Source organism: Enterobacter cloacae complex sp. HYC033_NIDB (assembly GCF_056673335.1).
Genome location: NZ_CP115123.1, coordinates 1,025,063 through 1,038,166 on the forward strand (window position 1 = coordinate 1,025,063; position 13,104 = coordinate 1,038,166).

Here is a 13,104-nt window from a genome sequence, read left to right on the forward strand (position 1 = left end):
GCACGAGATGGCGTTATTAAATGTAGATAAATTATCCGTGCACTTTGGCGACGAAGGCACACCGTTTCGCGCCGTGGACCGCATCAGCTACAGCGTTAATCAGGGCGAAGTGGTCGGGATTGTAGGAGAGTCGGGCTCCGGTAAGTCAGTGAGTTCGCTGGCGATTATGGGGCTGATTGACTACCCCGGTCGCGTGATGGCGGAAAATCTGGAGTTCAACGGTCAGGATCTGAAGCGCATTTCCGAAAAACAGCGCCGCCAGCTGGTGGGCGCGGAAGTGGCGATGATCTTCCAGGACCCCATGACCAGCCTGAACCCATGCTACACCGTCGGTTTCCAGATTATGGAAGCCATTAAGGTGCATCAGGGCGGCAACAAGAAAACCCGTCGCCAGCGTGCTATCGATCTGCTGAACCTGGTGGGGATACCTGACCCAGCATCGCGTCTGGACGTTTACCCGCATCAGCTTTCCGGCGGCATGAGCCAGCGCGTGATGATCGCCATGGCGATTGCCTGTCGACCAAAACTGCTGATTGCGGATGAACCAACTACCGCGCTGGACGTAACCATCCAGGCGCAAATCATCGAGCTGCTGCTGGAGTTGCAGCAGAAAGAGAATATGGCGCTGGTGCTGATTACGCACGACCTGGCGCTGGTGGCGGAAGCGGCACACAAAATCATCGTGATGTATGCGGGTCAGGTAGTGGAGACCGGAAGTTCGCACGATATCTTCCGCGCGCCGCGTCACCCGTATACGCAGGCGTTACTGCGCGCGCTGCCGGAGTTTGCCCAGGACAAAGCGCGTCTGGCGTCACTGCCGGGTGTGGTTCCGGGTAAATATGACCGTCCGCAGGGCTGCCTGCTGAATCCGCGCTGCCCGTATGCGACGGATAAATGCCGCGCCGAGGAGCCAGAGCTGAATCTGCTGGCCGATGGTCGGCAGTCAAAATGCCACTACCCACTCGATGATGCCGGGAGGCCAACACTATGAGTACGCACGAGGCCACCACGCAACAGCCGCTGTTGCAGGCTATCGACCTGAAAAAACATTACCCGGTGAAGAAGGGGATTTTTGCCCCCGAGCGCCTGGTAAAAGCGCTGGACGGCGTCTCCTTCAGCCTTGAACGCGGTAAAACGCTGGCGGTCGTCGGGGAGTCGGGCTGTGGAAAATCCACGCTGGGCCGTCTGCTGACGATGATCGAAACGCCAACCGGCGGCGAGCTTTACTATCAGGGCCAGGATCTGCTCAAGCACGATCCGCAGGCGCAGAAGCTGCGTCGTCAAAAAATCCAGATTGTGTTCCAGAACCCGTACGGTTCTTTAAACCCGCGTAAAAAAGTGGGGCAGATTCTGGAAGAGCCGCTGCTGATTAACAGCAATCTGAGCAAAGAGCAGCGTCGTGAAAAAGCGCTGGCGATGATGGCGAAGGTGGGGCTTAAAACCGAGCATTACGATCGCTACCCGCATATGTTCTCTGGCGGTCAGCGTCAGCGTATTGCCATCGCCCGTGGGCTGATGCTTGACCCGGACGTGGTGATTGCCGATGAGCCGGTCTCAGCGCTTGACGTGTCCGTACGTGCGCAGGTGCTTAACCTGATGATGGATTTACAGCAGGATCTGGGACTGTCGTACGTCTTCATCTCCCATGACCTGTCCGTGGTTGAGCACATTGCCGATGAGGTGATGGTGATGTATCTGGGACGCTGCGTGGAGAAGGGGACGAAAGATCAGATCTTTACTAACCCGCGTCATCCGTATACGCAGGCGCTGCTGTCTGCAACGCCGCGGCTGAACCCGGATGACCGCCGGGAGCGCATTAAGCTGACCGGCGAGTTGCCAAGCCCACTTAACCCGCCGCCGGGATGTGCGTTCAACGCCCGTTGCCGTCGCCGCTTCGGCCCGTGCACGCAGTTGCAGCCACAGCTGAAGGATTATGGCGGACAGCTGGTGGCCTGCTTCGCGGTCGATCAGGATGAAAACGGCGAAAAGCCGCAGGCATAAATAAAAAAACCGGCGTTAAGCCGGTTTTTTTTACGTCTGAGGTCTACTTCCGTAAACGAATCTGGTCGACGGCGTGTTTCTCACTCTTGGTGAGGATCAGGCTTGCGCGTTCGCGCGTCGGCAGGATGTTCTCTTTGAGGTTGACGTAGTTGATCTCATTCCACAGCCCGGTCGCCACGCTGATAGCCTCTTCTTCAGAGAGCTGGGCGTAGTTGTGGAAGTAGGAATCCGGGTCGGTGAACGCGCCTTCGCGGAACTTCAGGAAGCGGTTGATATACCAGCGTTGCAGCAAATCTTCCGGCGCATCGACATAAATTGAGAAATCGACAAAGTCAGAGACAAACACATGATGCGGATCGTGAGGATAATCCATCCCGCTTTGCAGGACGTTTAAGCCTTCCAGAATCAGGATGTCGGGCTGCACAACCGTTTTGTCGCCATCCGGGATGCGGTCGTAGATCAGATGCGAGTAAACCGGCGCGGTAACGTGAGGTACGCCCGATTTTAGATCTGAAACAAACTTTACCAGGCGGTGCATATCATAAGAGAGCGGGAAGCCCTTCTTTTTCATCAGGCCGCGTTCTTTCAACACCTCGTTGGGATGCAGGAAGCCGTCGGTGGTGATCAGCTCCACGCTGCGGTGTTCCGGCCAGCGGCTCAGCAGCGCCTGTAGCACGCGCGCGGTGGTACTTTTACCCACTGCCACGCTGCCCGCAATACTGATGATATAAGGAATACGTTGACCGTTCGTGCCGAGGAACTGTTCCAGTACGGCCTGACGGCGCAAATTGGAGCTGATATAGAAGTTAAGCAAGCGAGAAAGGGGGAGATAGATTTCTGCCACCTCTTCCAGGGAGAGATCTTCGTTTATCCCTTTTAGCCGTGCGATTTCACCTTCCGTCAGTGTCATAGGGACGGAGTCACGCAGGGCTGCCCACTGGCTACGGTTAAACTGAAGATAGGGCGTCATTAACGTTTGCTCTTTTTTGCTCATAAGCATGCTTCTGTGAACCATCACGAAACGGCGGGTGCGGGCTCATCACATAGTTAATTTTGGACAATGGGCAGGAGGTTAACACCAGATGAGAGGAATAATAAGAAAAAATATGGGAAAGCGATGCTTAACCGGGCAGGCATCACCTGGGGCTATAGCGTGCCGAAATCAGGCGTTCATGTTGAATTTTTAACCGTGAGCGGATGAATTTACAGCGGTTAGCCCTGGTTTCGAATAAAATGTGAGCGAAAGAACGTTTTATGCAATTTTTTAGTTGCATGACTGCGCAGGTCTCCATAGAATGCGCGCTACTTGATGCCGACTTAGCTCAGTAGGTAGAGCAACTGACTTGTAATCAGTAGGTCACCAGTTCGATTCCGGTAGTCGGCACCATCAAGTCCGGTGGGGTTCCCGAGCGGCCAAAGGGAGCAGACTGTAAATCTGCCGTCACAGACTTCGAAGGTTCGAATCCTTCCCCCACCACCACTTTCTGGCAGCGACAACGCCGCCGGAGCTGGTTGGAAAAATTGACCAGCTCGAACAGAAAAGAGAGAAATCTCTTTTTTTGTTACAGAAAGAACTGGGTAGCCGAGTTTCAGGATGCGGGCATCGTATAATGGCTATTACCTCAGCCTTCCAAGCTGATGATGCGGGTTCGATTCCCGCTGCCCGCTCCAATACGTGCTGATATGGCTCAGTTGGTAGAGCGCACCCTTGGTAAGGGTGAGGTCCCCAGTTCGACTCTGGGTATCAGCACCACTTCACTTCTCCCTCCCTTTCTCTCTGTTTCAATGTAAATGTATTCAACAGTTCAGGCATTTTCGCCTGGTTGATGTGGTGATATCACCGATTTATCCGTGTCTTAGAGGGACAATCGATGTCTAAAGAAAAGTTTGAACGTACAAAACCGCACGTTAACGTCGGTACTATCGGCCACGTTGACCATGGTAAAACAACGCTGACCGCTGCAATCACTACCGTACTGGCTAAAACCTACGGCGGTGCTGCTCGTGCTTTCGACCAGATCGATAACGCACCAGAAGAAAAAGCTCGTGGTATCACCATCAACACCTCTCACGTTGAGTATGACACCCCGACTCGCCACTACGCGCACGTAGACTGCCCAGGCCACGCCGACTATGTTAAAAACATGATCACCGGTGCTGCGCAGATGGACGGCGCGATCCTGGTTGTTGCTGCGACTGACGGCCCTATGCCTCAGACTCGTGAGCACATCCTGCTGGGTCGTCAGGTAGGCGTTCCTTACATCATCGTGTTCCTGAACAAATGCGACATGGTTGATGACGAAGAGCTGCTGGAACTGGTAGAGATGGAAGTTCGTGAACTGCTGTCTCAGTACGATTTCCCAGGCGACGACACTCCAATCGTTCGTGGTTCCGCGCTGAAAGCGCTGGAAGGTGACGCAGAGTGGGAAGCGAAAATCATCGAACTGGCTGGCTACCTGGATTCTTACATCCCAGAACCAGAGCGTGCGATTGACAAGCCATTCCTGCTGCCAATCGAAGACGTATTCTCCATCTCCGGTCGTGGTACCGTTGTTACCGGTCGTGTAGAGCGCGGTATCATCAAAGTTGGTGAAGAAGTTGAAATCGTTGGTATCAAAGAGACTGCGAAGTCTACCTGTACTGGCGTTGAAATGTTCCGCAAACTGCTGGACGAAGGCCGTGCTGGTGAGAACGTTGGTGTTCTGCTGCGTGGTATCAAACGTGAAGAAATCGAACGTGGTCAGGTTCTGGCGAAGCCAGGCTCAATCAAGCCACACACCAAGTTCGAATCTGAAGTGTACATTCTGTCCAAAGACGAAGGCGGCCGTCATACTCCGTTCTTCAAAGGCTACCGTCCACAGTTCTACTTCCGTACAACTGACGTGACCGGTACCATCGAACTGCCAGAAGGTGTAGAGATGGTAATGCCAGGCGACAACATCAAGATGGTTGTGACGCTGATCCACCCAATCGCGATGGACGACGGTCTGCGTTTCGCAATCCGTGAAGGCGGCCGTACCGTTGGCGCGGGCGTTGTTGCTAAAGTTCTCGGCTAATCGCTGATAACATTTGACGCAATGCGCAATAAAAGGGCATCATTTGATGCCCTTTTTGCACGCTTTCACATCAGAACCTGGCTCATCAGTGATTAATTTTGTCATAATCATTGCTGAGACAGGCTCTGCGGAGAGCGTATAATACGAAAAGCGAATAGCATTTCGATTGGTTTGCCTCGCACACGCGGGGTGAAAATGTTTGTAGAATACTTCTGACAGGTTGGTTTATGAGTGCGAATACCGAAGCTCAAGGGAGCGGGCGCGGCCTGGAAGCGATGAAATGGGTAGTTGTAGCCGTGCTGCTGATTGTGGCGATTGTCGGCAACTATCTTTATCGTGACATGATGCTGCCGCTACGCGCGCTTGCAGTGGTAATTCTGATTGCTGCGGCGGGTGGTGTCGCGCTGTTGACGACGAAAGGCAAAGCGACCGTTGCGTTTGCCCGCGAAGCGCGTACCGAAGTCCGCAAGGTCATTTGGCCGACTCGCCAGGAAACATTGCACACCACGCTGATTGTAGCGGCGGTAACCGCTGTAATGTCACTGATCCTGTGGGGACTGGATGGTATTCTGGTTCGCCTGGTATCCTTTATCACTGGCCTGAGGTTCTGAGATGTCTGAAGCCCCTAAAAAGCGCTGGTACGTCGTTCAGGCGTTTTCCGGTTTTGAAGGCCGCGTAGCTACGTCGCTGCGTGAGCATATCAAATTACATAATATGGAAGAGTTATTTGGCGAAGTTATGGTTCCGACCGAAGAAGTGGTTGAGATCCGTGGCGGCCAACGTCGCAAAAGCGAGCGTAAATTCTTCCCGGGTTACGTGCTGGTTCAGATGGTGATGAACGACGCGAGCTGGCACCTGGTGCGCAGCGTACCACGCGTGATGGGCTTTATCGGCGGCACATCTGACCGTCCGGCGCCAATCAGCGACAAAGAAGTTGATGCGATTATGAACCGCCTCCAGCAGGTTGGTGATAAACCGCGTCCGAAAACGCTGTTTGAACCGGGTGAGATGGTTCGTGTTAACGACGGTCCGTTTGCTGACTTCAATGGCGTCGTCGAAGAAGTGGACTACGAGAAGTCCCGCCTGAAAGTTTCCGTTTCTATCTTTGGTCGTGCGACCCCGGTAGAGCTGGACTTTGCTCAGGTAGAAAAAGCCTAAGCAGCGATCAAAAAAGCGACGATTTAATCGTTGCACAGGGCGCGAGATTGGAATACAATTTCGCGCCTTTTGTTTTTATGGGTCCCGACCCGTAAAACGAATTTTATTCACGGGGAGCCTCTCCGAGGCGTTATTACCCAATCAGAGGATTTTAGAATGGCTAAGAAAGTACAAGCCTACGTCAAGCTGCAGGTTGCAGCAGGTATGGCGAACCCAAGTCCACCAGTTGGTCCAGCTCTGGGTCAGCAGGGTGTGAACATCATGGAATTCTGTAAAGCGTTCAACGCCAAAACTGAATCCATGGAAAAAGGTCTGCCAATCCCAGTTGTAATCACTGTTTACGCTGACCGTTCTTTCACTTTCGTTACCAAAACCCCTCCAGCAGCAGTTCTGCTGAAGAAAGCAGCGGGCATCAAGTCTGGTTCCGGTAAGCCGAACAAAGACAAAGTGGGTAAAATTTCCCGCGCTCAGTTGCAGGAAATCGCGCAGACCAAAGCTGCCGACATGACTGGTTCCGACATTGAAGCGATGACTCGCTCCATCGAAGGTACTGCACGTTCCATGGGCCTGGTAGTGGAGGACTAAGAAATGGCTAAACTGACCAAGCGCATGTCCGTGATCCGTGACAAAGTTGATGCGACCAAACAGTACGACATCAACGAAGCTATCGCTCTGCTGAAAGAACTGGCAACTGCTAAGTTCGTTGAAAGCGTTGACGTTGCCGTTAACCTGGGCATCGACGCTCGTAAATCCGATCAGAACGTTCGTGGCGCAACTGTACTGCCACACGGTACTGGCCGTTCCGTACGCGTAGCTGTATTTGCTCAGGGTGCAAACGCTGAAGCTGCTAAAGCTGCCGGCGCTGAACTGGTAGGTATGGAAGATCTGGCTGATCAGATCAAGAAAGGCGAAATGAACTTTGACGTTGTTATTGCTTCTCCAGATGCAATGCGCGTTGTTGGCCAGCTGGGCCAGGTTCTGGGTCCACGCGGCCTGATGCCAAACCCGAAAGTGGGTACTGTAACGCCTAACGTTGCTGAAGCGGTTAAGAACGCTAAAGCAGGTCAGGTTCGTTACCGTAACGACAAAAACGGCATCATCCACACCACCATCGGTAAAGTGGACTTTGACGCTGACAAACTGAAAGAAAACCTGGAAGCTCTGCTGGTTGCGCTGAAAAAAGCAAAACCAACTCAGGCGAAAGGCGTGTACATCAAGAAAGTTAGCATCTCCACCACCATGGGTGCAGGTGTTGCAGTTGACCAGGCTGGCCTGAGCGCTGCTGCAAACTAATGCCTTTACGTGGGCGGTGATTTTGTCTACAATCTTACCCCCACGTTTGCTAACAAAAGTTAGCGGCTAAAAGAATTGTTCGTTGGAGCCTGGCCTATCCAGGCCTCCGTCGAAGACCGCAGGTGTTTCGCAAGAAACTTAATCCCCTGCGTAGACGGTGACAGAACGCTAAGATTATTTTAAATACTCTGGCTTGTTTCTGCTCACCGTATTAAGACGCTCTTCCCGTTGGGTCGAGTGAAGTGAGTTCCGGAACATGAGTTCCGGCAAACATCCAGGAGCAAAGCTAATGGCTTTAAATCTTCAAGACAAACAAGCGATTGTTGCTGAAGTCAGCGAAGTAGCCAAAGGCGCGCTGTCTGCAGTAGTTGCGGATTCCCGTGGCGTTACTGTAGACAAAATGACTGAACTGCGTAAAGCAGGTCGTGAAGCTGGCGTATACATGCGTGTTGTTCGTAACACCCTGCTGCGTCGCGTAGTTGAAGGTACTCAGTTCGAGTGCCTGAAAGACACGTTTGTTGGTCCGACCCTGATTGCATACTCTATGGAACACCCGGGCGCTGCTGCTCGTCTGTTCAAAGAGTTCGCGAAAGCGAATGCAAAATTTGAGGTCAAAGCTGCAGCCTTTGAAGGTGAGTTGATCCCGGCATCGCAAATCGATCGCCTGGCAACCCTGCCGACCTACGAAGAAGCAATTGCACGCCTGATGGCAACCATGAAAGAAGCTGCGGCTGGCAAACTGGTTCGCACTCTGGCTGCTGTACGCGATGCGAAAGAAGCTGCTTAATCGCAGTTATCTTTATAAAGCATTTGCTTACGTATAAACTTATTCTGATTTTCAGGAACAATTTAAATGTCTATCACTAAAGATCAAATCATTGAAGCAGTAGCAGCTATGTCCGTAATGGACGTTGTAGAGCTGGTTTCTGCAATGGAAGAAAAATTCGGTGTTTCTGCTGCTGCTGCTGTAGCTGTAGCTGCGGGCCCGGCTGAAGCTGCTGAAGAAAAAACTGAATTCGACGTAATTCTGAAAGCTGCTGGCGCGAACAAAGTTGCTGTAATCAAAGCAGTACGTGGCGCAACTGGCCTGGGTCTGAAAGAAGCTAAAGACCTGGTAGAATCTGCTCCAGCTGCGCTGAAAGAAGGCGTGAGCAAAGACGACGCAGAAGCACTGAAAAAATCTCTGGAAGAAGCTGGCGCTGAAGTTGAAGTTAAATAAGCCAACTTTTCTGGTTGCAGCCTAAGTAATTAGGCTGATGGCTGGTGACTTTTTAGTCACCAGCCTTTTTGCGCTGTAAGGCATCAGCAGCATTTCACACTGTTTGACTGCTGGTTGTCCTGACAATGCTTGTTTCTATCGACGACTTAATATACTGCGACAGGGTGCTCGCTCTGTGTAAATCGCAATGAAATGGTTTAAGCGTGATAGCAACAGGTATTGCGGAAAGTATTCAATTTTCCGGTCCACAAAATGGTGTTGCACAAACTGTCCCTTCGTCGGACAGATGGGTCGACTTGTCAGCGAGCTGAGGAACCCTATGGTTTACTCCTATACCGAGAAAAAACGTATTCGTAAGGATTTTGGTAAACGTCCACAAGTTCTGGACATTCCATATCTCCTTTCTATCCAGCTTGACTCGTTCCAGAAGTTTATCGAGCAAGATCCTGAAGGGCAGTACGGCCTGGAAGCAGCCTTCCGTTCCGTGTTCCCGATTCAGAGCTACAGCGGTAATTCCGAGCTGCAGTACGTCAGCTACCGCCTTGGCGAACCGGTGTTTGACGTTCAGGAATGTCAGATCCGTGGCGTGACCTATTCCGCACCGCTGCGCGTAAAACTGCGTCTGGTGATCTACGAGCGCGAAGCGCCGGAAGGCACCGTAAAAGACATTAAAGAACAAGAAGTCTACATGGGTGAAATTCCACTCATGACGGACAACGGTACTTTCGTTATCAACGGTACTGAGCGTGTTATCGTTTCCCAGCTGCACCGTAGCCCGGGTGTCTTCTTCGACAGCGATAAAGGTAAAACGCACTCTTCCGGTAAAGTACTGTATAACGCACGCATCATTCCTTACCGTGGTTCATGGCTGGACTTCGAATTCGATCCAAAAGACAACCTGTTTGTCCGTATCGACCGTCGTCGTAAGCTGCCTGCAACCATCATTCTGCGTGCACTGAACTATACCACTGAGCAGATCCTGGACCTGTTCTTTGAGAAAGTGATCTTTGAAATCCGCGACAACAAATTGCAGATGGAGTTGGTGCCGGAACGTCTGCGTGGTGAGACCGCGTCGTTCGACATCGAAGCCGACGGCAAAGTGTATGTGGAAAAAGGTCGCCGTATCACCGCGCGCCACATCCGCCAGCTGGAAAAAGATGATATCAAACACATCGAGTTCCGGTTGAATACATTGCAGGAAAAGTAGCCGCGAAAGATTACGTTGATGAATCAACTGGCGAGCTGATCTGCCCGGCGAACATGGAGCTGAGCCTGGATCTGCTGGCTAAGCTGAGTCAGGCTGGCCACAAACGTATCGAAACGCTGTTCACCAACGATCTGGATCACGGTCCGTACATCTCTGAGACTGTACGCGTCGACCCAACCAACGATCGTCTGAGCGCGCTGGTCGAAATCTACCGCATGATGCGTCCTGGTGAGCCACCAACTCGCGAAGCGGCTGAAAGCCTGTTCGAGAACCTGTTCTTCTCCGAAGACCGCTACGATCTGTCCGCGGTTGGTCGTATGAAGTTCAACCGTTCTCTGCTGCGCGACGAAATCGAAGGTTCCGGTATCCTGAGCAAAGACGACATCATTGAAGTGATGAAGAAGCTCATCGATATCCGTAACGGTAAAGGCGAAGTGGACGATATCGACCACCTCGGCAACCGTCGTATCCGTTCCGTAGGCGAAATGGCGGAAAACCAGTTCCGCGTTGGCCTGGTACGTGTAGAGCGTGCGGTGAAAGAGCGTCTGTCTCTGGGCGATCTGGATACCCTGATGCCTCAGGATATGATCAACGCCAAGCCGATTTCTGCGGCAGTGAAAGAGTTCTTCGGTTCCAGCCAGCTGTCTCAGTTCATGGACCAGAACAACCCGCTGTCTGAGATCACACACAAACGTCGTATCTCCGCACTCGGCCCAGGCGGTCTGACCCGTGAACGCGCAGGCTTTGAAGTTCGAGACGTACACCCGACTCACTACGGTCGCGTATGTCCAATCGAAACGCCTGAAGGTCCAAACATCGGTCTGATCAACTCCCTGTCCGTGTACGCACAGACGAACGAATACGGTTTCCTCGAGACCCCGTATCGTAAAGTGACCGACGGTGTTGTTACTGACGAAATTCATTACCTGTCTGCTATTGAAGAAGGCAACTACGTTATCGCTCAGGCGAACTCCAACCTGGATGACGAAGGCCACTTTGTAGAAGATCTGGTTACCTGCCGTAGCAAAGGCGAATCCAGCTTGTTCAGCCGCGACCAGGTTGACTACATGGACGTATCCACCCAGCAGGTGGTATCCGTCGGTGCGTCCCTGATCCCGTTCCTGGAACACGATGACGCCAACCGTGCATTGATGGGTGCGAACATGCAACGTCAGGCCGTTCCAACTCTGCGTGCTGATAAGCCGCTGGTTGGTACCGGTATGGAACGTGCTGTTGCCGTTGACTCTGGTGTTACAGCAGTTGCTAAGCGTGGCGGTACCGTTCAGTACGTTGACGCATCCCGTATCGTTATCAAAGTTAACGAAGACGAGATGTATCCGGGCGAAGCGGGTATCGACATCTACAACCTGACCAAATACACCCGTTCTAACCAGAACACCTGTATCAACCAGATGCCATGTGTGTCTCTGGGTGAGCCAGTTGAGCGCGGCGACGTGCTGGCAGACGGTCCGTCCACCGACCTCGGTGAACTGGCGCTCGGTCAGAACATGCGCGTAGCGTTCATGCCGTGGAACGGTTACAACTTCGAAGACTCCATCCTCGTCTCCGAGCGTGTGGTTCAGGAAGATCGTTTCACCACCATCCACATTCAGGAACTGGCATGTGTGTCCCGTGACACCAAGCTGGGGCCAGAAGAGATCACCGCTGACATCCCGAACGTGGGTGAAGCTGCGCTCTCTAAACTGGATGAATCCGGTATTGTTTACATCGGCGCGGAAGTGACCGGCGGTGACATTCTGGTTGGTAAGGTCACGCCGAAAGGCGAAACCCAGCTGACGCCAGAAGAGAAACTGCTGCGTGCTATCTTCGGTGAGAAAGCGTCTGACGTTAAAGACTCTTCTCTGCGCGTACCAAACGGTGTTTCCGGTACGGTTATCGACGTTCAGGTCTTCACCCGTGACGGCGTTGAGAAAGATAAGCGTGCGCTGGAAATCGAAGAGATGCAGCTCAAACAGGCTAAGAAAGACCTGTCTGAAGAACTGCAAATCCTCGAAGCAGGTCTGTTCAGCCGTATCTATGCGGTGCTGGTTGCCGGTGGCGTTGAAGCTGAGAAGCTCGACAAACTGCCACGCGATCGCTGGCTGGAACTGGGCCTGACCGACGAAGAGAAACAGAATCAGCTGGAACAGCTGGCTGAGCAGTATGACGAACTGAAACACGAGTTCGAGAAAAAACTCGAAGCGAAACGCCGCAAAATCACTCAGGGCGACGATCTGGCACCAGGCGTGCTGAAGATTGTTAAGGTGTATCTGGCTGTTAAACGTCAGATCCAGCCTGGTGATAAGATGGCAGGTCGTCACGGTAACAAGGGTGTTATCTCTAAGATCAACCCGATCGAAGATATGCCGCACGATGCTAACGGTACGCCGGTAGATATCGTACTGAACCCACTGGGCGTACCGTCTCGTATGAACATCGGTCAGATTCTGGAAACCCACCTGGGTATGGCTGCGAAAGGTATCGGCGATAAGATCAACGCCATGCTGAAACAGCAGCAGGAAGTCGCGAAACTGCGCGAGTTCATCCAGCGTGCCTACGATCTGGGTACCGACGTTCGTCAGAAAGTCGACCTGAACACCTTCAGCGATGAAGAAGTGCTGCGTCTGGCAGAGAACCTGCGCAAAGGTATGCCAATTGCAACGCCGGTATTCGACGGTGCAAAAGAAGCTGAAATTAAAGAGCTGCTGCAACTGGGTGGTCTGCCAACGTCTGGCCAGATTACGCTGTTTGACGGCCGTACCGGTGAACAGTTCGAGCGTCCGGTAACCGTAGGTTACATGTACATGCTGAAACTGAACCACCTGGTCGACGACAAGATGCACGCTCGTTCTACCGGTTCTTACAGCCTGGTTACTCAGCAGCCGCTGGGTGGTAAGGCTCAGTTCGGTGGTCAGCGCTTCGGGGAGATGGAAGTGTGGGCGCTGGAAGCATACGGCGCAGCATACACCTTGCAGGAAATGCTCACCGTTAAGTCTGATGACGTGAACGGTCGTACTAAGATGTATAAGAACATCGTAGACGGCAACCATCAGATGGAACCGGGCATGCCAGAATCCTTCAACGTACTGTTGAAAGAGATTCGTTCGCTGGGTATCAACATCGAACTGGAAGACGAGTAATTCTCGCTCAAACAGGTCACTGCTGTCGGG

The 13,104-nt window shown here is 52.6% G+C and carries 10 protein-coding genes, 4 tRNA genes and 1 pseudogene; 14 read left to right on the forward strand and 1 reads right to left on the reverse strand.

The window, feature by feature from the left end; translation table 11 throughout:
- Positions 1–7: 7 nt before the first annotated feature.
- Positions 8–991: a dipeptide ABC transporter ATP-binding protein gene (dppD, locus tag O1721_RS04895; protein ID WP_015569978.1), complete on the forward strand. Its 984-nt coding sequence runs from the start codon at positions 8–10 to the stop codon at positions 989–991.
- Entirely contained in the window at positions 988–2,001 is a 1,014-nt protein-coding gene (gene dppF, locus O1721_RS04900; protein WP_017383568.1) for a dipeptide ABC transporter ATP-binding subunit DppF, read from the forward strand. The genes dppD and dppF overlap by 4 nt, the downstream gene beginning before the upstream one ends.
- 43 nt (positions 2,002–2,044) lie before the next feature.
- On the opposite strand, the gene coaA is transcribed toward dppF, so the two are convergent.
- Complete coding sequence (gene coaA, locus O1721_RS04905; RefSeq protein ID WP_015569977.1) at positions 2,045–2,995, reverse strand: type I pantothenate kinase; 951 nt, start codon at positions 2,993–2,995, stop codon at positions 2,045–2,047.
- A 317-nt stretch (positions 2,996–3,312) separates the two neighbouring features.
- Between coaA and O1721_RS04910 the strand changes: the two genes are divergently transcribed.
- The 12 genes and pseudogenes from O1721_RS04910 to rpoB all read left to right on the forward strand — a co-directional run bounded on the left by O1721_RS04910 (position 3,313) and on the right by rpoB (position 13,074).
- Positions 3,313–3,388: transfer RNA gene (locus O1721_RS04910), tRNA-Thr, on the forward strand.
- A gap of 8 nt (positions 3,389–3,396) precedes the next feature.
- Positions 3,397–3,481 (forward strand) — tRNA-Tyr (locus O1721_RS04915).
- Positions 3,482–3,597: 116 nt separating this feature from the next.
- A tRNA-Gly gene (locus O1721_RS04920) sits at positions 3,598–3,672 on the forward strand.
- 6 nt (positions 3,673–3,678) lie between these two features.
- Positions 3,679–3,754, forward strand: a tRNA-Thr gene (locus O1721_RS04925).
- A 118-nt stretch (positions 3,755–3,872) separates the two neighbouring features.
- Complete coding sequence (gene tuf, locus O1721_RS04930) at positions 3,873–5,057, forward strand: elongation factor Tu (RefSeq protein ID WP_014885484.1); 1,185 nt, start codon at positions 3,873–3,875, stop codon at positions 5,055–5,057.
- A 227-nt stretch (positions 5,058–5,284) separates the two neighbouring features.
- On the forward strand, positions 5,285–5,668 hold the full coding sequence (secE, locus tag O1721_RS04935) for a preprotein translocase subunit SecE (protein WP_003862342.1): 384 nt from the start codon (positions 5,285–5,287) through the stop codon (positions 5,666–5,668).
- Position 5,669: 1 nt separating this feature from the next.
- Entirely contained in the window at positions 5,670–6,215 is a 546-nt protein-coding gene (gene nusG, locus O1721_RS04940) for a transcription termination/antitermination protein NusG (protein WP_003862341.1), read from the forward strand.
- Between the two features lie 156 nt (positions 6,216–6,371).
- Entirely contained in the window at positions 6,372–6,800 is a 429-nt protein-coding gene (gene rplK, locus O1721_RS04945) for a 50S ribosomal protein L11 (protein ID WP_003862340.1), read from the forward strand.
- A gap of 3 nt (positions 6,801–6,803) precedes the next feature.
- On the forward strand, positions 6,804–7,508 hold the full coding sequence (gene rplA / locus O1721_RS04950) for a 50S ribosomal protein L1 (protein WP_006810530.1): 705 nt from the start codon (positions 6,804–6,806) through the stop codon (positions 7,506–7,508).
- 289 nt (positions 7,509–7,797) lie between these two features.
- The gene (gene rplJ, locus O1721_RS04955; RefSeq protein WP_003862338.1) at positions 7,798–8,295 is read left to right on the forward strand and encodes a 50S ribosomal protein L10; all 498 of its coding nucleotides are present in this window, start codon (positions 7,798–7,800) and stop codon (positions 8,293–8,295) included.
- 66 nt (positions 8,296–8,361) lie between these two features.
- Positions 8,362–8,727, forward strand: a complete 366-nt coding sequence (gene rplL / locus O1721_RS04960) for a 50S ribosomal protein L7/L12 (RefSeq protein WP_002445276.1) — start codon at positions 8,362–8,364, stop codon at positions 8,725–8,727.
- Between the two features lie 319 nt (positions 8,728–9,046).
- Positions 9,047–13,074 (forward strand): annotated as a pseudogene (gene rpoB, locus O1721_RS04965) (DNA-directed RNA polymerase subunit beta).
- Positions 13,075–13,104 lie beyond the last annotated feature (30 nt).

Coding starts and splice junctions, on each gene's coding strand:
- rplK (WP_003862340.1), top strand. CDS start 6,372: ATGGCTAAGAAAGTACAAGCCTACGTCAAGCTGCAGGTTGCAGCAGGT.
- rplL (WP_002445276.1), top strand. CDS start 8,362: ATGTCTATCACTAAAGATCAAATCATTGAAGCAGTAGCAGCTATGTCC.
- tuf (WP_014885484.1), top strand. CDS start 3,873: ATGTCTAAAGAAAAGTTTGAACGTACAAAACCGCACGTTAACGTCGGT.
- coaA (WP_015569977.1), bottom strand. CDS start 2,995: ATGAGCAAAAAAGAGCAAACGTTAATGACGCCCTATCTTCAGTTTAAC.
- secE (WP_003862342.1), top strand. CDS start 5,285: ATGAGTGCGAATACCGAAGCTCAAGGGAGCGGGCGCGGCCTGGAAGCG.
- rplA (WP_006810530.1), top strand. CDS start 6,804: ATGGCTAAACTGACCAAGCGCATGTCCGTGATCCGTGACAAAGTTGAT.
- dppD (WP_015569978.1), top strand. CDS start 8: ATGGCGTTATTAAATGTAGATAAATTATCCGTGCACTTTGGCGACGAA.
- nusG (WP_003862341.1), top strand. CDS start 5,670: ATGTCTGAAGCCCCTAAAAAGCGCTGGTACGTCGTTCAGGCGTTTTCC.
- rplJ (WP_003862338.1), top strand. CDS start 7,798: ATGGCTTTAAATCTTCAAGACAAACAAGCGATTGTTGCTGAAGTCAGC.
- dppF (WP_017383568.1), top strand. CDS start 988: ATGAGTACGCACGAGGCCACCACGCAACAGCCGCTGTTGCAGGCTATC.